At 72.3% G+C, this 19,523-nt stretch carries 19 protein-coding genes and 3 pseudogenes; 8 read left to right on the top strand and 14 right to left on the bottom strand.

The annotated features are described in order from the left end of the window. Window positions 1–64: 64 nt before the first annotated feature. Together GFH49_RS32755 and GFH49_RS32750 are read left to right on the top strand one after the other, a co-directional pair. Entirely contained in the window at window positions 65–850 is a 786-nt protein-coding gene (locus tag GFH49_RS32755; RefSeq protein WP_155059674.1) for a polysaccharide lyase family 7 protein, read from the top strand. 229 nt (window positions 851–1,079) lie between these two features. Then, complete coding sequence (locus tag GFH49_RS32750; RefSeq protein WP_155059673.1) at window positions 1,080–2,558, top strand: glutamate-cysteine ligase family protein; 1,479 nt, start codon at window positions 1,080–1,082, stop codon at window positions 2,556–2,558. A gap of 30 nt (window positions 2,559–2,588) precedes the next feature. Here GFH49_RS32750 and GFH49_RS32745 read toward each other — a convergent pair whose 3' ends face one another. The 3 genes from GFH49_RS32745 to GFH49_RS32735 form a co-directional block, all read right to left on the bottom strand. Beyond that, complete coding sequence (locus GFH49_RS32745; RefSeq protein WP_155059672.1) at window positions 2,589–3,713, bottom strand: Gfo/Idh/MocA family protein; 1,125 nt, start codon at window positions 3,711–3,713, stop codon at window positions 2,589–2,591. Continuing rightward, window positions 3,692–4,393: a ThuA domain-containing protein gene (locus GFH49_RS32740; RefSeq protein WP_155059671.1), complete on the bottom strand. Its 702-nt coding sequence runs from the start codon at window positions 4,391–4,393 to the stop codon at window positions 3,692–3,694. Before GFH49_RS32740 ends, GFH49_RS32745 begins: the two co-directional genes overlap by 22 nt. Window positions 4,394–4,505: 112 nt before the next feature. Then, window positions 4,506–5,348, bottom strand: a complete 843-nt coding sequence (locus GFH49_RS32735; protein ID WP_155059670.1) for a class I SAM-dependent methyltransferase — start codon at window positions 5,346–5,348, stop codon at window positions 4,506–4,508. 88 nt (window positions 5,349–5,436) lie between these two features. Here GFH49_RS32735 and GFH49_RS41670 point away from each other — a divergent pair, with 88 nt between their 5' ends. Together GFH49_RS41670 and GFH49_RS40710 are read left to right on the top strand one after the other, a co-directional pair. After that, complete coding sequence (locus GFH49_RS41670; protein WP_408055978.1) at window positions 5,437–5,514, top strand: MerR family DNA-binding transcriptional regulator; 78 nt, start codon at window positions 5,437–5,439, stop codon at window positions 5,512–5,514. 74 nt (window positions 5,515–5,588) lie between these two features. Further along, complete coding sequence (locus tag GFH49_RS40710; protein ID WP_230396631.1) at window positions 5,589–5,843, top strand: MerR family DNA-binding protein; 255 nt, start codon at window positions 5,589–5,591, stop codon at window positions 5,841–5,843. Here the strand turns inward: GFH49_RS40710 and GFH49_RS32725 are convergent. The 8 genes and pseudogenes from GFH49_RS32725 to GFH49_RS32690 form a co-directional block, all read right to left on the bottom strand. Continuing rightward, on the bottom strand, window positions 5,828–6,832 hold the full coding sequence (locus GFH49_RS32725; RefSeq protein ID WP_155059669.1) for a sugar kinase: 1,005 nt from the start codon (window positions 6,830–6,832) through the stop codon (window positions 5,828–5,830). The two genes, GFH49_RS40710 and GFH49_RS32725, sit on opposite strands and share 16 nt — an antisense overlap. Continuing rightward, window positions 6,829–7,629 carry an SMP-30/gluconolactonase/LRE family protein gene (locus GFH49_RS32720; RefSeq protein WP_155059668.1) on the bottom strand — a complete coding sequence of 267 codons (801 nt, stop codon included), beginning with the start codon at window positions 7,627–7,629 and terminating at the stop codon, window positions 6,829–6,831. The genes GFH49_RS32725 and GFH49_RS32720 overlap by 4 nt, the downstream gene beginning before the upstream one ends. Further along, window positions 7,626–8,258 carry a bifunctional 4-hydroxy-2-oxoglutarate aldolase/2-dehydro-3-deoxy-phosphogluconate aldolase gene (locus GFH49_RS32715; RefSeq protein WP_155059667.1) on the bottom strand — a complete coding sequence of 211 codons (633 nt, stop codon included), beginning with the start codon at window positions 8,256–8,258 and terminating at the stop codon, window positions 7,626–7,628. Before GFH49_RS32715 ends, GFH49_RS32720 begins: the two co-directional genes overlap by 4 nt. Before the next feature lie 248 nt (window positions 8,259–8,506). Further along, window positions 8,507–8,719 (bottom strand): hypothetical protein, encoded by a 213-nt coding sequence (locus GFH49_RS40705; RefSeq protein ID WP_230396630.1) that lies wholly within the window; start codon window positions 8,717–8,719, stop codon window positions 8,507–8,509. 360 nt (window positions 8,720–9,079) lie between these two features. After that, window positions 9,080–9,274: pseudogene (locus GFH49_RS32705) on the bottom strand (galactonate dehydratase); the annotation flags it as partial. 70 nt (window positions 9,275–9,344) lie between these two features. Beyond that, window positions 9,345–10,151 (bottom strand): SAM-dependent methyltransferase, encoded by an 807-nt coding sequence (locus tag GFH49_RS32700; RefSeq protein ID WP_155059666.1) that lies wholly within the window; start codon window positions 10,149–10,151, stop codon window positions 9,345–9,347. An 85-nt stretch (window positions 10,152–10,236) separates the two neighbouring features. Next, window positions 10,237–10,488, bottom strand: a complete 252-nt coding sequence (locus GFH49_RS32695) for a DUF397 domain-containing protein (RefSeq protein WP_155059665.1) — start codon at window positions 10,486–10,488, stop codon at window positions 10,237–10,239. Then, window positions 10,485–11,363 carry a Sco1979 family transcriptional regulator gene (locus GFH49_RS32690; RefSeq protein WP_155059664.1) on the bottom strand — a complete coding sequence of 293 codons (879 nt, stop codon included), beginning with the start codon at window positions 11,361–11,363 and terminating at the stop codon, window positions 10,485–10,487. Before GFH49_RS32690 ends, GFH49_RS32695 begins: the two co-directional genes overlap by 4 nt. Window positions 11,364–11,690: 327 nt before the next feature. On the opposite strand from GFH49_RS32690, the gene GFH49_RS32685 reads away from it, so the two are divergent. Together GFH49_RS32685 and GFH49_RS32680 are read left to right on the top strand one after the other, a co-directional pair. Continuing rightward, on the top strand, window positions 11,691–12,131 hold the full coding sequence (locus GFH49_RS32685; RefSeq protein WP_230396629.1) for an ATP-binding protein: 441 nt from the start codon (window positions 11,691–11,693) through the stop codon (window positions 12,129–12,131). A gap of 47 nt (window positions 12,132–12,178) precedes the next feature. Continuing rightward, window positions 12,179–12,886: a sortase domain-containing protein gene (locus tag GFH49_RS32680; RefSeq protein ID WP_155059662.1), complete on the top strand. Its 708-nt coding sequence runs from the start codon at window positions 12,179–12,181 to the stop codon at window positions 12,884–12,886. Between the two features lie 174 nt (window positions 12,887–13,060). Here the strand turns inward: GFH49_RS32680 and GFH49_RS32675 are convergent. After that, a pseudogene (locus tag GFH49_RS32675) lies at window positions 13,061–14,538 on the bottom strand (serine/threonine-protein kinase). A 208-nt stretch (window positions 14,539–14,746) separates the two neighbouring features. Here GFH49_RS32675 and GFH49_RS32670 point away from each other — a divergent pair. Continuing rightward, on the top strand, window positions 14,747–17,950 hold the full coding sequence (locus tag GFH49_RS32670; RefSeq protein WP_155059661.1) for an amidohydrolase family protein: 3,204 nt from the start codon (window positions 14,747–14,749) through the stop codon (window positions 17,948–17,950). Here GFH49_RS32670 and GFH49_RS32665 read toward each other — a convergent pair whose 3' ends face one another. Further along, entirely contained in the window at window positions 17,951–18,673 is a 723-nt protein-coding gene (locus GFH49_RS32665) for an FAD binding domain-containing protein (RefSeq protein ID WP_155059660.1), read from the bottom strand. It abuts the gene before it with no gap. 124 nt (window positions 18,674–18,797) lie between these two features. After that, a complete protein-coding gene (locus tag GFH49_RS32660) occupies window positions 18,798–19,004 on the bottom strand; it encodes a hypothetical protein (RefSeq protein WP_328288310.1) in 207 nt (68 codons plus the stop codon). A 113-nt stretch (window positions 19,005–19,117) separates the two neighbouring features. Between GFH49_RS32660 and GFH49_RS32655 the strand changes: the two are divergent. Then, window positions 19,118–19,474: pseudogene (locus GFH49_RS32655) on the top strand (ABC transporter permease subunit); the annotation flags it as partial. Window positions 19,475–19,523: the final 49 nt, after the last annotated feature.

The raw sequence follows: 19,523 nt of genomic DNA, 5'->3' as shown, positions 1-19,523 counted from the left end.
GTCGGCGGCGCATACGGTTCGGGACGGCCAGAACCGAGTATCCGAGAGAGGGAGGAAACCCTCCATGCCAAGCACTCCGACCAGCGTGCTGGCGGGCGTCATCACGGCCGTGTCGACCGCCGCGCTGACGCTGTCCGCCCAGCCCGCCGCCACGGCGGCCGCGCAGGAGCGGCCGGCCGCACGGTGCGCAGCCCCGTCCGACGTCCTCGACCTGAGCGACTGGAAGCTGACCCTGCCCACCGGCGAGGACGAGGACCCCACCGAGATCACGCAGCCCGAGCTGACCGGCTTCTCCGCGTCCCCGTGGTTCCGGGTCAGCGGCAACTGCGACGCTGTCCGGTTCCGGGCCGCCGTCAACGGCGTGACGACCGGGGGCTCCAGCTATCCGCGCGCCGAACTGCGGGAGATGACCGAAGGCGGCGAGGACGAGGCCGAATGGTCCACGACGGAGGGCACCCACACGCTCGTGGTCGACGAGGCGTTCACGGCACTGCCCGAGGAGCGGCCGTACCTGGTCGGCGCGCAGGTCCACGGCGGGGACGACGACGTCACGGTCTTCCGTCTCGAAGGCAGCAGCCTCTATGTCACCAACGGTGACGACCGCCACCATCACCTCGTCACCGACGACTACGAACTGGGCACGAGGTTCGAGGCCAAGTTCGTGGCGGAGGACGGGGAGATCGACGTGTACTACAACGGGCGGCTGGAGACCACGATCTCGCACGAGGGCGACACCAACTACTTCAAGGCCGGGGCCTACACGCAGGCCAACTGCGGCAACTCCGACCCGTGCAGCGACGACAACTACGGCGAGGTCCGCATCTCCGACATCAAGGTCACCCACTCCTGACCCGGGGCTCCTGCCCGTGCGGAGAAGGAACCCCGGCGCCGTACGCCGGCGCCGGGTTCCGGCACGGGTTCAGGACCGGGTTCAGGACCGGGTGGGGAACAGGCCGCTCACCGTGTGCTGCACGAGGGTGGGCGTTCTGTGACCGCGGTTGTGCGCTGACTGTCCGGGCCGCGCCGGAGGTGCGACGCTGGGACGAGAGGGCTCCGCCGAGGGAACTCGGGAGGACACGATGGGACGTGATGTGCCGGCCCTTGTGTTCACACGGGAGGACCGGCGTCGGTACCGGGAGAAGATGCACACCTGTCTCGACGTGCTGGCGCAGATGCTGCGCGAGTCGGCCTTCGAGAGCGAGCGCCCCCAGGTCGGGCTGGAGATCGAACTCAACCTGGTGGACGGTGACGGGCGGCCGGCCATGCGCAACACGGAGGTCCTCCAGGCGATCGCCGACCCCGCCTGGTCGACCGAGCTGGGCCGCTTCAACCTGGAGATCAACATCCCGCCCCGGCAGCTGACGGCAGGCGGCCCCGGCGCCTGGGAACAGGAGATCCGCGACGCGCTCAACCACGCCGAGGAACGCGCCTCGGCCGTGGGCGCGCACCTGATCATGATCGGCATTCTGCCGACGCTGGGGGAGGCGGACGTGGGCGAGGCCGCCCTCTCCGGAGACCCCCGGTACCGGCTGCTCAACGAGCAGATCTTCGCGGCGCGGGGCGAGGATCTGCGGATCAGCGTGGACGGTGTGGAGAGCCTGTCGATGTACGCCGACGTCATCACCCCCGAGGCGGCCTGCACCAGCATCCAGTTCCACCTCCAGGTCGACCCGAAGGAATTCGCCGGCTACTGGAACGCGGCCCAGGCCATCGCGGGCGTGCAGATCGCCCTCGCGGCGAACTCGCCCTTCCTCTTCGGCAGGGAGCTGTGGCGCGAGTCCCGTATCCCCCTGTTCGAGCAGGCCACCGACACCCGCCCGCAGGAGATCAAGGCCCAGGGAGTACGGCCGCGGGTGTGGTTCGGAGAACGGTGGATCACCAGCGTCTTCGACCTCTTCGAGGAGAACGTGCGCTACTACCCGGCGCTGCTGCCGCTGTGCGACGACGAGGACCCGCAGGCGGCGCTCGACGCGGGCGGCGTGCCGCAACTGGGCGAACTGACCCTGCACAACGGCACGATCTACCGCTGGAACCGGCCCGTCTACGCGGTCACCGGCAGCGGGCCGCACCTGCGCATCGAGAACCGCGTCCTGCCGGCCGGTCCTACCGTCGCCGACATCATCGCCAATGGCGCCTTCTACTACGGCATGACGCGTGCCCTGGTCGACGAGGACCGGCCGGTGTGGACGCGGATGTCCTTCGCGGTCGCCGAGGAGAACCTCCACACCGCGGCCCGCGACGGCATCGACGCCCGCCTGTACTGGCCCGGCATGGGCGAAGTGCCGGTCACGGAACTGGTGTTGCGGCGCCTGCTCCCCCTGGCTCATCGCGGCCTGGAGCTGGCCGGCCTGGACGCGACATGGCGTGAGCCCATGCTGGGCGTCATCGAGCAGCGCTGCGTCACCGCCCGAAACGGCGCCCTGTGGCAGGCGGAGACGGTCCACCGCCTGCAGAAGGGCGCCGCCCCGGACCGGCGGGAGGCGCTACGGCAGATGACGGCGACGTACATCGACTACATGCACCTCAACGCGCCCGTACACACGTGGCCCGTGGACTGACGGTGGCCCGTGGACTGACGCCCGACGGCTTCACCCGGCGGCGAGTCCTTCCCAGGTTCCCCGCCACTCCTCGGCGGCCGTCAGCGGAACGGGGACGGGCGGCTCGGCCGACGTCGTCAGCTCGATGCGCCGCCCCTCGGCGCAGGAGCGGAGCAGGGCACTCATCGTCTCCAGCACGTGCAGGGCGAGACCGCCGCTCGCGCGGGGCGCCCGCCGGCCGTCGGCGGCGACGAAGTCGAGCAGACCGACGCCGCGTGCGCCGGCGACGTAGCCCGCGGACGGCGGGAGCGGGCGCCACCGCGTGCCGCCGAGTGCGTGGAGCCGCACCTCGCCGTCGAAGTGGTTCGGATCAGGGACCGCGAGGGTCCCCGTCTCGCCGTGGACCTCGATCGGCGCGGCTGTGGTGGCCACGCCGTCGAAGCTCGTCGTGAGCGTCGTCAGGGCGCCGCCCGAGTGCTCCAGGACACCGGAGACATGGGTGTCCACCTCGACCGGTATCCGCTCGCCCGCGCGCGGTCCGGACCCGATGACACGCTCGGCACGCAGCCGGCCGGCCGCCCCGATCACGGCACGCACCGGACCCAGCAGATGGACCAGGGACGCCAGGTAGTACGGCCCCATGTCCAGCAGCGGGCCGCCGCCGGCGGTGTAGTAGAAGTCGGGGTGCGGATGCCAGCGTTCGTGTCCCGGGGTGACCATGACCGCCGAGGCGGACAGGGGCCGTCCGATGCTTCCCGCCTCCACCGCGGCTCGCGCCGTCTGGATGCCGGAGCCCAGGACGGTGTCCGGCGCGCACCCCACACGGACCGCCGCCCGATCGGCGGCCGCCATCACGGCCCGGGCGTCGACGAGCGTCGCGGCCAGCGGCTTCTCGCCGTAGACGTGCTTGCCGTGGCCGATCGCGCCGAGGGCGATCCCGGCGTGCGCGGCGGGAACGGTGAGGTTGAGCACCGTGTCCACGTCCGGGCTGCTCAGCAACTCCTCGACGGTCAGCGCCTCGACGCCCGGCCGCTCGGCGGCGACCGCGGCCGACCGGGAGGCGTCGAGGTCGGCGACCGCGGTGACGCGGACCGCGGGATGGCCGAAGAGCGTGTCCAGGTACGCGCGGGAGATGACGCCGAGCCCCACGACGCCTATGCGGTGCGCGTCGCCCACAGCATGCCCCTCTCGATGACGGTGCGGACGTTCGGGTTCTCCAGCACGTCGAGGCTGTGCCCCGGTGTCGTCACCACGATCCGCCCGGCGCCCCAGCGGCGGGTCCAGACCGCGGGCGAGGTGACCGGGCGGTCCCAGGGCTGCCACTGCCGCACGGGATGGGTGGTGGTGGCCAGTACGTCGATGAGGTCGTCGTGGAGCACCCAGTACTGCTCGGTGCAGAGACCGAAGTCCTCGATGCCGGCCGTGACGGGGTGCTCGCGGCCGAGTTCCGTGATGGTGACGGTGTAGGGAAGGTAGTTGTCCTCCTGGCCTCCCCGGCGTTCGCAGGGCTCTTTGCCGGGGTGGGTGGCGAACTGCCCTCCCACCAGGTGGAGATAGTCGGAGGAGGCGCGGAACGAGTCGGCGATGCCGCCGTGCCACCCGGTGAAGCCGGTGCCGGCCTCGACCGCCGCGCGCAGTCCCGACAGCTGCTCGGCGGTGATCTCCGACATCGAGACGCACTGCACGACGAGATCGGTGCCGGCCATCGCGGTGCTGTCGGCGTACACGTCGGTCGACTCCTCGATCCGGACGTCGTATCCACTGCTTTCCAGGAAGGGCAGGAACAGCTCGGTGGCCTTGACCGGCTGGTGCCCCTCCCATCCGCCTCGGACGATCAGGGCGTTCTTCCGCGTCATCTCGTTCCTTCGTCGGGCCCGTAGAACAGCGCCATCACTATGCGTCAACCGCCCGTGTTTCGAACAGGGTTGGCGTGTACACGAAAGTTTTCGCGGGTGACAAGGCCCGGCATCAGGCTCGGGCGCCGACCAGCCAGCAGGCCCCGGTGAAGCGGACCTCCGCGCCCTGCACGAAGGGATCGAAGGCGGCGCGGACCGTCTCGACGACCTGCGCGCGGGTGTTCTCGTCCACCTCGGGCAGCATCTGGCCGACCGGCCCGAAGCGCGTGAAGTAGGGAACCAGCTCGCTCTCGGGCAGGGAGCAGTCCACGTCGACCGGCCGGATCCCGATCCCGGCCCACCCGCTCTCCGCCAGGATGCCGTGGACCCTGTCCTGGTCCGCGAAGGCGAACTGGCCCGGCTGGTCGGGCCGGCGGGCGGGGAGGTCCGGCAGGAGCGGTGCCGCGGCGCGTTCGGCGGTGGTCATGAACGGATTCTCCGCGGCGTCGCGCCAGGCGATGAACCGCAGCTCGCCTCCGTCCCGGACGGCACGCCGGAGATTCGCGAAGGCGCGGACGGAGTCGCTGAAGAACATGACGCCGAAGCGCGAGATGACGGTGTCGAAGGCGGCCGGTTCGAACGGGTGCTCCTGCGCGTCGGCGCGGATGAAGTCGGCCGGTGCGCCCGCACGCCCGACACGTGCCCGGGCGGCTGTGATCATCGCTTCCGAGATGTCGATGCCGACACAGCGGCCCGCCGGCCCGAGCCGTCGGGCGACGGCCAGCGTGGTGCTGCCGGTGCCGCAGCCGACGTCGAGCACGCGGCGTGCGTGCTCGACGGACACCGCTTCGAGGAGCAGATCCTCATAGGGCCGGAGCACCTCGTCCATCACCGCCTGCGCCTCGACCCAGGCACGGCCGGAGGCCCCGTTCCAGCGGGCCGCCTGTTCGTCGTCGGTCCTGCGTGCGTCGCCCATGATCGTCTCCTCTGCTTGCCTTTCCTCTGCTTGCCTTCGTCCGGCCGGGATGACAGCGTTCTACTTCAAGTCGACTTGAAGTCAAGGGGTGACAGACCTGGACATCGCCGAGGTGGCGCAGCGCGCCGGGGTGCCCGCCTCGACGCTGCGCTTCTACGAGGGCTGATCGCCTCGGCCGGCAGGCGGGGCCTGCGCCGTCAGTACGACCCCGGCGTACTGGAGCGCCTGTCCCTGATCGCGATGGGGCGCACCGCGGGGTTCTCACTCGACGAGATCGCGGACATGTTCGGCCCGGACGGGCGGCCCCGCCTCGACCGCGAGATGCTCACGGCCAAGGCGGACGAGCTGGACCGGAGGATCCGTGAACTGGCCGTCCTGCGTGACTCCCTGCGGCACGCCGCCGCCTGTCCCGCCCCGAGCCACATGGAGTGCCCCACCTTCCGCCGCCTCCTCAAAGCCGCCGTGCCGCGGAAGCGGGCTCAGCGACCACGGTGAGTCCAGGGGTCCGTGTCCTGCCGCGCCCACTCCCGCGTGGGCAGGTCGAGGAGCCGTTCGATGCGGGCGCTGTCCGGCAGCGGGCCATGGTCGCTGATCACCCGGAGCGCGGACGCGGCGGTGATGTGCCCGAGCCGCAGGGCGCGCGGTACGTCGCCGTCGCGCAGCAGCCCGGCCAGGAATCCGGCGGCGAAGGCGTCGCCCGCTCCGACGGACTCCACCACGTCCGTGCGCAGCGCGGGCACGGTCCAGCTGTTCCCCTCGCCGAACGCGGTGGCCGCAAGTCCGCCGTCCTTGACCACGAGAAGACGCGGACGTGGCACCAGCCGGCGTACCTCGGCAGGCTCCAGATCCGCACCCCAGAGCCCCTGTGCCTCGTCGAGTCCGACGAAGGCGATGTCGGCGCGATCGGCCAGATCGCGCAGGACGGCGGCGGCGGTGCCGTCCGGCCAGAGGACGGGCCGGTGGTTGACATCGAAGCTGAGGGCGTGGGGACGTTCGCCCGGCGGGGTGGCGAGCGCCCGTTCCACCAGGCCGCGGCAGGACGGGGACAGTGCCGGGGTCACGCCGGTGAGATGCACGACGGACGCCGACTTCAGCCGGACGTCGTCCAGCACCTCGGGGCCCAGGGCGGACGCGGCCGAGCCGCCGCGGTAGTAGCGGACGCGGGTGCCGGTGCGGCCGGTCTCCTTGACCAGCAGGCCGGTCGGCCGCTGCGGGTCGTGGCGTACGCCGCTGACGTCGACGCCCGCCGCGCCGACGGCGGCGCGCACCCGCAGGCCGAAGGCGTCGTCGCCGAGAGCCGAGAGCCAGGCGACCGGAACGCCCAGATCGGCGAGGTACATCGCCACGTTCGACTCCGCACCGGCCACGGACACCCGCAGGTCCTCTACGGTCTCCAGCGGCTCCGGTACGGCGGGAGCCAGGGCCGCCATGGTCTCCCCGATACAGACGACGGGTCCCCCGCCGGGGCGCCAGGTGCTCGTCATTCGCTGATCTCCCCTCGGCGGCAGGAGGCCGCCGGGGTCGACGTGCCCGGCACGTCGACCCCGGCGGTGAACACCGCGCCGTCCTCGGCGGGGGGAGCGGTGAGCCCCACGCGGGCCGTGGTGATGTGCAGGGTGTCCGACTCCGGGCACACGCCGGCGGGCTGTCGTGCGGGCAGCCGCAGCACACGGTCGACGCGGCCGCCCGGCGGATACCGGCGCACGGGCCCGGTGCCCCACACCGCGACCCGTCCGGCGCCGTCGGGATGGCCGTCGTCCAGCACGACGAACGTCTCCGCTGCTCCGAGACCGGCCGTCACCGGGTCGACCGGGTGGCGCCGGATGATGCCCCGCGCGCTGTCGGCCAGGTCCATGGTGGTGCCGTCGGCCGTGAACGCCGGTCCGTTCGGCACGGTGAGGCCGTCGAGGACGCGGACCGGCGTGCCGTCGCGGTCGACGCGGTAGAGCGAGCCGGCGCCGTCGCCGGCGTCGTTCATGCGCATCGGCACGGGAGCGCCTGATCCGGGTCGGGCGAGCCACCGCGTCGAGCCGTCGGGGGCGATGACGCAGATCCCGGTGCCCTCGGCGGCGATCCAGGTGCCGGGGGACTCGCACACCGGGGCCACCGCGCCGAGGGGCACGGGCAGTCGGGCCGGTTCATCGAGCGGGGCGGTGGGGTCTTCAGGGGCGGTGAGCAGGCGGCCCGCGAGGATGTCGACGAGCATGACGGCACCGTCGGCCCAGCGGATGGCCTCGCCGAGTCCGAGGCGGTCGGGGCGGAGGACGGCGACTTCCGTCATGGTGTGACGTCCCGTACGGCGCCGAGGAATTTCCGGGCGCGTTCGCGCAGGGCGCTCACACTGCCGCCGTCGGCGGCGTCGCCGACCAGGGGCGACCCGACGCCGACCGCGGTCGCTCCGGCCGCCAGATATGCGCGGGCGGCAGCCTCGTCGACGCCTCCCACCGGCACGAACAGCTCGTGCGGGAACGGTCCGCGCAGGGCCTTGAGATAGGCGGGGCCGCCTGCTTCGGCGGCCGGGAAGATCTTCAGCGCGGTGGCGTCGTAGGTGCGCGCGGCCACGATCTCGGTCGGGGTCAGCACGCCTGCCAGCACCGGCATGCCCAACTCCCGCGCCACGCGCACGCCTTCACCGAGCGCGGGCGTCACGGTGAAGTCCGCGCCGGCCCGCCGCGCGGCGTGGGCGTCATCGGCGGTCAGAACGGTTCCGGCGCCGAGGGGGCGGTCGGGGCCCAGTGCCTGCCGGGCCCGTTCGATGACGGTGAGGGCGTCCTTGCCGCTGAGCGACACCTCGATCAGCTCGATGCCCTCCGCGGCCAGGGCCAGTACGGTGCTGAGGGCGGCTTCGGGGTCGTCTCCGCGCACGATGGCGATGAGGCGGTGGGCGGTCAGGGCTGCTCGTAGGTTCATGAACAGGTGCTCCAATTCGGGGTGGTTCAGGGGCGGATGCGGTTCGGGGTGAGCGTGCGCCGCCAGCGCGCCTTGCCCGAGGCCGGTGCGCGGGCGGCGTCTTTCGGGCCCGCCTCGGCGAGGTCGAAGCCGCGGCCGATCATCGGCTCGACTCCCGTGCTGCGGTAGGGGTGTTCGGCGGGGGACCCGCCCAGGTTGCGCCACAGGGCGATCGACGTCGGCTGTCCGTCGGTTTTCCAGGGCGAACGTCAGACGGTCCGCGTCATCGTGGACGCGGCAGCGGGAGGCGTCGACGACAGCCCGGCCGCGGTGTCGTCGTCGGGCCCGAGCCGGTCCAGGCGCACACCGCGGGCGACGGGCCGGTTCGCCGCCACCCAGGGGCCCGCGTCCGGGGGCGGGCGGGTCCTCGCTCCCTCGGCCAGGTGGAGTGTGGCCCGCCGGGAGAGGGTCGAGCAACGCATGGGCGGCCCAGACGAAGCGGAAGCCGGTCTCGGCGATCAGGACGTCATCGACCACGTCTCCCGCGCGCAGGGTCCGGGACAGCGAGAAACGCCCGCAGCCGACGCTCTCCGTGCCCTTCCCGTCGCTCGTCCACGGGCGTGACCAGGCGTCCCCGTGACCGGGAGCGCCACGCACCGTCGGCACGCACTCCTCCAGCCCGCCCGCGTCGACGAAGGCATCACCCGGCGACACGCACTCGCGGGGCCGTGCCCTCCCGGCGCCACAGCCACTCACGGCGCCCGGCACGCAGGGGGCCAACGGCCGCGTGGCCCTGCGGCATCGGTGACGACCGGCATCGGTGACGACCGCCGACGGCACCGTCACCACTCCGCGAACGACCCGTCGGCATGCCGCCACACCGGATCGCGCCAGCCGTGACCGGTGCGGTCGGCGGCGCGCACGGCGGCCTCGTCGACCGTGATGCCCAGACCGGGTGCGTCGCCGCGCGGCGCGTACCCGTCCACGAAGCGCAACGGCTCGGGATCGACGACGCAGGAGAGCAGGTCGGCGTCCTTGAGCCGCGGGCGCCAGAAGGCTGCCCGAGCGGCGGAGCCGGCTACGGAATCCGCCGCCGCGGGCTGACGGTCACGGCTTGATGCCCACGCCGGTCCACAGGCTGACCTCGGCGTCCGAGGCGCTGGGCTGGTCGTCCGGGCGCCAGCGGTGGCCGACGGTGATGCCGGGCTTCAGCAGGTCGAGCCCGTCGAAGAAGCGGGCGACGTCCTGCTGGGAGCGGAACCGCACCGGCGTGCCGGCGTTCGTGTAGATGTCGGTGACCTTCTGCCAGGTGCCCGGGTCGAAGTCGGGGGTGCAGTGGCTCAGGGCCAGCGCGCTGCCCGAGGGGAGCGCGGCCAGCAGACGGTTCACGATGCCGTACGGGTCCTGGGCGTCCGTGACGAAGTGCATCAGGGCGTTGAGCGACAGGGCCACGGGCTGGCTCAGATCGAGGACCTCGGCCAGCTCGGGCGCGTCCAGCAGCCCGTCCGGGCTGTTGACGTCGGCCTCGATGTACGTGGTGCGGCCCTGGGGCGTGCTGCGCATCAGGCGCTCGGCGTACTTGAGGACGAGGGGATCGTTGTCGGCATAGACGACGCGGGCCTCGGGGACCGCGGACTGGGCCACCTGGTGCAGGTTCGGCTCGGTGGGGATGCCGGTGCCGATGTCCAGCCACTGGCGGATGCCGTGCTCCTGGGCGAGGACGCGGGTGGCGCGGTGCATGAAGGCACGGTTCTCGCGGGCGCAGACGAAGATGCCGGGGTAGGCCGCCGCCACGGTCTCGGCCGCCTTCTTGTCCACCTCGAAGTGGTCCTTGCCGCCGAGGTAGTAGTCGTACATCCGGGCAGAGTGCGGCCTGCTGGTGTCGATGTCCCGGGCGGCGTGGGGGTTGGTCATCCTGTCCCTTTCGGTGTGGTGCGTGGGGGGTGTCGGGCAGGTCGTGGCCGGGGCCGGCTCGGGTCCTTCCCGCTGGTGAGAGGGTTCAGCCGGCGGCCAGATGGTCGGCGAGGCCGCGCTTGACTCCGGCGACGAACGCGGCGATCTCGGCCGGGGTGTAGATCAGCGCGGGGCCGGCGGGATCGGTCGACTGCCGCAGGGCCACGCGGCCGTCGGCGAGCTGCTTCGTCTGCACGCACTGGCCGCCGTTGGGGCCGCTCCACGGAGACTCCCAGCCCTGCTCGCCGAGGTCCGAGGCCGGCATCCCGTTGTAGACGTGACCGTCGATGGTGGTCATGCATACTCCTTGCGCATGCGGTTCAGGAGCGCCCTGCTGTCCGCGTCGGACGTCAGCAGGGACATGCGGTTGTGCGCCTCCAGATGGGCCGCGACATCGGAGCGCTGGTCCAGGTACATGGCACCGGACAGGATCTCCGTGTAGACGATGTCGGGCAGTTCCGGCTCCTCGAACCGGAAATACGTGTACGGGGCGCACACCCCGACATGGGCGCCGGCGGTGAAGGGCACGACATCGACGCTGACGTGCTCCAGTTCCGAGACCTCCAGGAGCCGGTCGATCTGCTCCCGCATGACCTCGGGGCCGCCGACCACCCGGTGCAGTACGGCTTCCTCCATCACCACCCACAGCGTGGGTGCGTCGGGTCTCTCCAGCAGGCTCTGGCGACGTAACCGCAGGTCCACTCTGCGCCGCAGGTCCTCGTCACCGGAGCCCGGGAAACCCCCGTTCAGCACTTCGCGCGCGTACCTGTCGGTCTGGAGCAGCCCCGTGACGTAGTGCGGCTCGTAGGTGCGCAGGGTCTTGGCGCCGGTCTCCAGACTGACGTAGGCGCTGAACCAGTTGGGCAGCACATCTCGGTACGCGTGCCACCAGCCGGGCTCGTTGGCCCGCTCGGCGAGGGCGACGAACTCGTCGATCTCCTGCCGGTCGGCCCCGTAGGTCTCAAGCAGCTTCTCCACATAGAGGGGCTTGAGCGCGACCTCGGCCTTCTCCAGCCTGCGGATGGTCAGCGGTGTCACGCGCAGGGCCTTCGCCGAGTCCTCCAGCGACGCGCCCGCCTCCCGCCGGCGCTCTTGCAGCCGTCGGCCGAGGATCATGCGGAGAACGGTGGGGGCACCAGAAGCGGTGCTCGCGCCCGAACGACCTTCGCTCACGCCCTACCTCCTGAGGGACAGTCACCAGTGCGAGTCTGACAGCGACTTGATGATGCGGCCAGACCGATACCGGCTTGCTGAAAATATCAGGGAGTCGGTTGCAGCTTGAACTAGGGTGCGAGCATAGTTACTCGTGTGAAGCGTCCCGCCACCCGCGAGTCGTCTCATCACCGATCTCCCATGCCCTCATGGGAGTTGGCACGCGCACCAGAGTCGGCACACGCCCCGCCCACGACGCCGGTCCGCTCGGAACACCCCCTCCCGGGCAGCCCGCTCGCTCACCTTCCCCGCTCCTCGCGGCGCCCGCCCCCCACGGAAGGCGAACCCGTGTCCCCCCACACGACCTCTTCCCCCCAGTCCTTAGACGCCGTCAGCCCGGACCGGACCCACTGGCTCGAACTCCCGGCGCACCGTTCCAGCGTCGGAGCGGCCCGCCGCTCGATGAGCGACCGGCTGGCCGAGTGGGAGCTGCCGGGGGAGCTGTGCGCGGACGCCGTCCTGCTCCTGTCCGAACTGGCGACCAATGCCGTGCGGCACACCCTCAGCACACGGTTCCTGTGCGGCGTCGGACTCGTCGAGGACGGGTGCCTCCGGGTCGAGGTGCACGACCGCAACCACGCCTGCCATGCGCTGCCCCCGTGTGTGGCCGGTCCCGACGACGAGGGGGGCCGCGGACTGTTCCTCGTGGATCAGCTGGCCGAGAGCTGGGGAGTCGATCGGTCCAGGCTCACCGGTGGCAACGCGGTGTGGGCGACTTTGCGGGTCTGAGCGCGCGGCGGGAACCACTGCCCGGTGCTGTTCGTTTCCCCGGTGTCATGGCCCGTTCCCGAGCTCGTCCCGCATTCCTGGTCGGCGTTGGCATCGCCGTGATCCTCGGCTGCTCCGGCGGCGGGGACACGACCGGCGAGCCCACCCGGGCCAAGGAGACGACGTCCCCCGCCACGGACTCGGCCCGGCCTCCGTCCCCGTCCCCTTCGGACCCGCCCGCCGCCCCCAGGACCGGCACCCAGCGTCAGGACGCGTGGCTGACCATCGAGGCGATCGGCCTTGAGGACCTGCGCGTCGTCCCGTACGAGGGCACGACGGACGACTGGCCCGGCACCCGGATCCAGAACCGCGGCTTCGGCGCCAGCCCGTACGGCGAGCAGGGCGGTGTCGGCCCCGGTGGGGTCGGCAACTACCTCGTCACGGCCCACCGTCTCTCCGCCGGCGGCCCACTGCGTCTCCTTCCGGATCTTGACGAAGGGGAGCGGGTCGTCGTCATATCGGCGGGCACGCGTTACGAGTACGAGATCACCGACACGCGAGAAACCTCCTTCCGCTCCGCACGCTCCCTCGCCGAGCAGCGGGCAGCCGTGCCGGGCGACCCCGGAGAGCGCCCCACGCAGGCCATGATCACCATCTCCACCTGCATGACACCCGAGGACAACGCGGCAGGGAACTTCTGGCGCGACGACAGGGGAAACCCCGAGCACCGCCTCGACAAGATCGGCGTGCTGACGTCCACACAGCCGGTGCAGTGACGCCCGTGCTCTGACCACCGGTCGGGCGCGGGGAGCGGTACAACCCTCGGTCCTGCTCGGGTGTCACCAAAACCGCCGAGCTGCACTCCCCGGAGCGCTTCGTCCTCGACATCAGGCACGCCAACAGGTGTGCCTGAGCGAGGGGCGGTACGCTGCCCGGTCACCAGTCGCCGGTCAGGGGGTGGGACGGGTGCAGCGGCCCGTGGGGCTCTCGGCCGGCGGTCGGCACAGGAAGTCCATGTCGGCCGGGTCCGTACTCAGGTAGCGGCCTATGCAGGCGTTCGCTGTCGTACGCCCGCGCTCGGCGCAGAAGGACAGCGCCGCGCGGCCGTCGGTGAACGGGCCCGGGGCGTAGATCACCCAGTAGCCCTGGCGGAGCGAGGCGTAGTCGTCACTGCGGAGGTAGCGGGCCTCGGGCACTGACGCGCGGATCTGGGCGAGGCGTTGATTGCGGGCCATCCTGCCTGAGGAGACCGGTTCGGAGTGGAGTTGGGCGATCCAGCGGCCGTTCATGGCCGTTGGGGAGGGCGACGTGGGCTGGGGCGGCTCGGAGGACGGGGTCCGTGTAGGGGTCGGAGCAGGGCTCGGGGGAGCGGTGGGGACGTCCGAAGTGGAGGACTCGCTCGTGCCGGTGCTGCCGTCCGTACCGACGTTCTTCTCGTCGCCGGAGCCGAGCAGGGCGACGGTGAGGGCCACGGCCGTACCGACGGCCACGACGGTGGTCACCGCGACGAGGACCGGCGTACGACGGCCTCCCGCCGGACCGGGGCGCGCGGTGTCCTGCACGGTGGGCGTCACCGCGAGAGGCGGAGTCGGACTGGGTCTAGGCGCCGGTGCGGCCGTGAGCGTCGGCTGCCAGTGCGGTGCGGCGTCGGACTCGGCCTGCGCCAGCATCGCGTCCAGCTGCTCGGCGCGAGGACGGGCCGCCGGGTCGCGTACCAGGAGAGCCTGGAGCACGGGGGCGAGCGGGCCGGAGCGCACGGGCGGGGGCACCGGATCCTCCAGCACGGCGGCCAGCGTGGCGAGCGTGCTCGCGCGGCGCAGTGGACTCACGCCCTCCACGCACACGTACAGCACCACCCCCAGGGACCACAGGTCGGACGCCGGGTCGTCGTCGCGTCCGCGGAGGCACTCGGGAGCGATGTACTCGGGTGAGCCGACGAATTCGCCCGTGGCCGTCAGCGCGGTCGTGCCCTGGATGGCGGCGATTCCGAAGTCGGTGAGTACGGCGGTGCCGTCGGGGCCGAGCAGGATGTTCGCTGGTTTGACGTCCCGGTGCCGGATGCCTGCCGCGTGCGCCGTACGCAGTCCGGAGAGCACCTGACGGCCGATACGTGCCGTCTCCACCGGGCTCAACGGCCCCTCGGCCAGCCGCTGTTGGAGCGAAATGCCCGGCACCAGCTCCATCACGATCCACGGGTGGGGGTCCGCCTCGATGATCTGATGGACCGTCACCACATGCGGGCTGCTGAGCCGCGCCAGTGCCCGCGCCTCGCGCATGACCCGCTCGCGTATGACGGGAGAGTCCGCGGCGTCCGGGCGTACGGCCTTCAGGGCGACCTCGCGGTGCAGCACGGTGTCCCGGGCCCGCCATACCGTGCCCATCCCCCCCTGCCGAGCCGCCCGAGCAGTTCGAAGCGTCCGTCGACCATGTCCCCTGGTGCGTTCACCCGCCACAGGTTAGGGCAGCGGCCGGCTCCTGAGCGCCTCCGTTCGGCGTCCGTTGCGTACCGGACGTGCACACGGGGCAAGATCGGCTGAGAAACGCCGGGCCATGGTCCGTAATCCGGTTCCGCCCCGTACGTTGCCCTCAGTGGTCTCTCCTGTCCGGCACACCAACTCCGTGTACTGGGAGCTCTTTTGGACACCGAAGGCACCTCGGACAACCTCCATTCCGACCCCCTCTCCCGCCGTAGATTCCTTCAAGCCACCGCCACCGCCACCGCCACCGCCACCGCCACCGCCACGGCGCTGGCCACCGTCACCCCGCCCGCCGCGACCGCCGCATCCGGTGCGACCACCCTCTCGTTCACCGCGGCCACCGGCGGCTCCGCGACCCTCGCCCCCGCCGGTGACCGGCTGATCGCCGAGGTCCAGAACGTCCTCTGGTCCGTCCCCCGGGGCGGCGGCACCGCCCTCGCACTCACGCCGCCGGGCCTCGAACCCACGCGCCCGCAGTACTCGCCCGACGGCACCCGGCTCGTCGTGTGCGCGTATCGAGGCGGAGGCTTCCACCTCTGGACGCTGCGGCCGGACGGGACCGGGCTGCGGCAGCTCACCGACGGGCCGTGGGACGACCGGGGTCCGGCCTGGTCACCGGACGGCACCCGGATCGCGTTCGCCTCCGAGCGCGGCGGCGACACCGTGAGCGGCGCCCCGTACCGCATCTGGGTGGTGGACGTGCGCACGGGCGCGCTGACCCGGCTCACGGGCCGCCCCGGCCGGCAGGACCCCGGACAGGACGCCCGCTGGGAGGACTTCGACCCCACCTGGTCGCCCGACGGCGAGCGGGTGCTGTTCGTCCGCGGGGCCGTCACCGAGACGGGCACCCTCCGCGCGGCCACCGTCGCATCGGTGGCCGCCGACGGCTCGGGCCCGGTCGCCACCGAGCACACCGACGACTCCGGCGCCCAACTGATGACCCCCGCCGTCTCGCCCACCGGACGCCTGGCCTATCTGCGCACCACGGCCTCGCCCGCGGCCTCCTGCACCCTGGTCGTCGACGGCGAACCGGTCGCCGTCGGGGACGACATCCTCCCGGCGCCACCCCGCTGGACGGACGACGAGCGGCTGCTGCTGAACGTCGACGGTCACTTCCGCCTGATCGACCCGGCCGCCCCGGGCGACGGCGAGGAGATCCCGTTCACGGCCACGCTGCCCGTGGACCGGCCCCGCTACCGCGGAAAGTCGTACGACTTCACCGGCACCGGCACCCGTCCCGTCCGCGCGCTGCATCTGCCCGCCCTCTCCCCGGACGGCCGTTCCATCGCCTTCGCCGCACTCAACGCGCTGTGGACCGCCGGCACCACGGGCGGCCACGCACCGCGCAAGGTCCTCCAAGTCCCCGCCACCCGCTATGTGCTGGCGCCTACCTGGACCCCGGACGGCACGGCGCTGGTGTACGCCGACGACTGCGACGGCCTGCTCGCCGTGCGGCGCCACGATCTCGGCTCCGGCGAGGAGACCGTGCTCGCCGGGGGCGGCCGGGTCTTCCCGGCGCTCTCGCCGGACGGGAGGCGGCTGGCCTGCCTGGACATGTCCGGCAACCTCGTGGTGCGCGACCTGCCCGACGGCGCCGAACGGGTCCTCACCGCACCCCTCGGCGCGGGCGGGCTGCCCGGCCGTCCCAGCTTCTCGCCCGACGGCCGGTATGTGGCGCTGTGCGACCGCAACCGGCTGGGCCAGCGGTTCCGCGAGGGCTACAACCTCATCCGGGTCGCCGACACCACGACCGGGACCGCCGTCCTGCACGCGCTCGCCCCGCACACCTCGCTCTCCGACCGCTACGACTCCGGGCCGGTCTGGTCCCCGGACGGCCGCTGGATGGCCGTGGTCGCCGAGTCGGCGCTGTGGCTGCTGCCGGTCCGGCCCGACGGCACCCCCGACGGCGAGCCCCGCCGACTCACCACAGAACCCGCCGACCACCCCTCCTGGTCCGCCGACGCCCGCACGCTTCTCTATCTCTCCGCGGGCACCCTGCGCCTGATCGACATCGGCACCGGCAACGCCCGTACCGTCCGCGTCCCGCTGGACTACCGCCGACCGCGCCCGGCCGACACGGTCGTGCACGCGGGCCGCCTCTGGGACGGCACCGGCGCGGAGGTCCGGGAGGACATCGATGTCGTGGTCCGCGACGGCCGTATCGCGGAGGTCTCACCGCACCGCGCCGGCCGCCCGGCCGCACGCCGTGTCGACGCGAGCGACCGCACCGTGATCCCGGGCCTGTGGGACGCGCACACCCACCCCTGGCAGTCGACTTACGGTGGCCGCCAGACCGCCCTCCAAGTCGCCTACGGCATCACGACGGCCGTCTCGCTGGGCGGATTCGCCTACGAGCAGGCCCGCGTCCGGGAGGCGGTCGCCGCCGGCGCCCTCACCGGACCCCGGCTGCTGGCCACCGGCGAACTCCTGGACGGGGCGCGCGTCGCCTACAGCATGGGCAGGGCGCACCGCACCCCTGCGGGCCTGCGCCGTTCGCTGGCGCGGGGGGCCGCGCTGGACTGGGACTTCGTGAAGACGTACGTACGGGCGCCGGGGTGGGTGATGAAGGAGGCCGCCGACTTCGGGCACGAGCGGCTCGGGGTGCGCAGCGGCAGCCATCTGTGCACTCCGGGGGTGCAGCTGGGCCAGGACCTGACGACCCATCTGCAGGCCACCCAGCGGCTGGAGTTCGGGCACGCGACCTCCGCCACAGGGCGTTCCTACCAGGACGTGGTGGAGATCTACACCCGGGCCGGCTTCCATCTCGTGGCCACCCCGTTCACGGCAGCGCCCCTGCTGGGCGCCGACCCCGCGCTCGCGGACGACCCGCGTGTCACCGCGCTGATGCCGCCGTGGGACATCGCGCTGGTACGGCAGCAGGCCGGGCTGCCGCCCACCGACGCCCAACTGACGACGCTGTCCAGGGAGATGGACGTCTACCGGCGCATCCTGGCGGGCGGCGGTCTGGTCGCGCTGGGCACGGACCAGCCGCTCGTCCCGGTCGGGCTGCATCTGCACCTGGCCCTGCGCGCGCTGCACCGCGCCGGCCTGTCACCGGCCGAGGCGCTGCGTACCGCAACCCTGCTGCCCGCACGGGTCTTCGGCGCCGACGCCGACCTGGGCACGGTGGAGGAGGGCAAGCTCGCCGACCTCACCCTGGTCGACGGCGACCCGTTCACCGACTTCGCGACCTTGGTCCGCACGGTCGGTGTCCTGCGCGGCGGCGTCCTCTTCGAGCAGGCGGACCTGGTCGAGGCCTTCGACTCCGCGCAGCCGTACCGGGCGTCCGCTGCCCAGGACTGGCTGGAGGTCAGTCGCCATATGCGGCGCGAAGGGTGCTGCGACCCGGAGAGCGGGGCCTGATCACCCGCCGACCGGACGGGACAGCAGTTCGGTGACGTGCCGGCGGACCGTCTCCCAGTCGGTGGGGTCCAGCGCGCCGAGGTCGGTGCTGCGCAGCGCATCGGGCACGTCCGTGCTGTCGTCGGCACACGCGACGCTGCCGCTGAGGACCTCGTAGCCGTCGCGGACGGCGACGCGCAGCCGGTTGCCTCCGCCGTCGTCGGTGTGCACGGCGGAGGCGACGACGAACGGGGGCGGTCCGCCCGCCTCTTCCTCCAGCTTGCGGTAGCCGCTGATGATCGGTGTACGCCAGCGCAGGCCGACCAGCAGCTGGCGTTTGGCCAGCAGATCCGAGAGGTCGGTCTCGAAGAGCCCCTCCGGTTCCAGCACCACCGCGCGCGCCTCCAGCACGACTGCCGCGGGGAGCAGACAGCGCAGCGTGCTGCCGACCAGGTTGCCACCGACCGTGGCCGCACGGCGCACCGCTCCCGTCCCGATTCCGGACGCGGCCCGGTGCAGCACCTCCGGCACCCGGTCGTCGATCCGGTGCAACATGACGGCCGCGCCCAGCTCCTGGGGCCCGTACGCGTTGGCCTCCGGCAGCTCGCGCAGCGACACGGCCAGTTCGGGGAAGCCGTCCCGCTGCCACGTGGCCCACACCAGCGTCGCCCCGCCTATCGGCACCGCCCCGTCGGCCAGACATTCCTGCACCTCGGGTATGGACGTGGGCAGACGCAACTGCACGGCAACCGACCTGCTCTCCCGGAAAGTTGGGGGTGACGGAGGCGCCCGGAACACCTCGGCCACATGATCACTTCTATGGCGCATTCTTACCCACACACGAGGGGCGCATACAGGGCTCAACGTGTCACCGTGTGCGCCCCCCTGGATTGAGCAACTGGCCGCGCAGGGTGTCGAGCTGGTGGGCGTGCTCGACGGCGGACGTCTCGTCGAGCGTGGTGAGGGCGAGCAGGAGGACGTCCGCGACGACGAGGCCGGTCAGCGATTCATGGGTGCTTTCGGTCGGAGTGTAGGGGGCGAGGAGTACCGAGTCGACGCGGTTGAGTACCAGCACCTGCCCTGGAACCTCTACGACGGCCCCCGCGCCCCCCCCACTGATCCGGTCTTCCGCACCCCCCCACATGCCGAAGCTCCCCGCCCTCCTCCCCGCCCGCCCCGCCCAGGAGCAGCGTCGCCCTGACCGAACGGTCCAAGTCCTACATCGACGCCTACCGCGTCCAGGGCATGAGCGGCGCCCGGATCTGCGTGGCCCATCTGGTGCCCAACCTTGGCCCGCTCGGTCGCCGGCTATCTGGTGGTCCTGTTCGGCGAGTCCCTGATGAGCCTCGCCACCCTCAGCTACCTCGGCTTCGGCGCCCAGCCGCCCAGCTCCGACTGGGGCCCATGGTGCAGGAGGGACAGTCCGCGATCGTCCAGGGTGCCCTGCTCCCCGCGCTCGTGCCGGGCACCGCCATCGCTGCCGTCGTGGTGGCCTTCAACGTGGTCGGCGTCTGGGCCGCCGACCGGCTCGGCGTCAGGAGGTAGCCCGCCATGCTGCTCGACATCGAGAACCTGACCGTGCTGCTGCCCGGCG

Origin of the sequence: Streptomyces blattellae (assembly GCF_009709555.1) — a bacterium.
GTDB classification, from domain to species: domain Bacteria; phylum Actinomycetota; class Actinomycetes; order Streptomycetales; family Streptomycetaceae; genus Streptomyces; species Streptomyces blattellae.
Note: the sequence above shows the minus strand (reverse complement) of the source record. Positions and strands in the feature narration are given on the sequence as shown.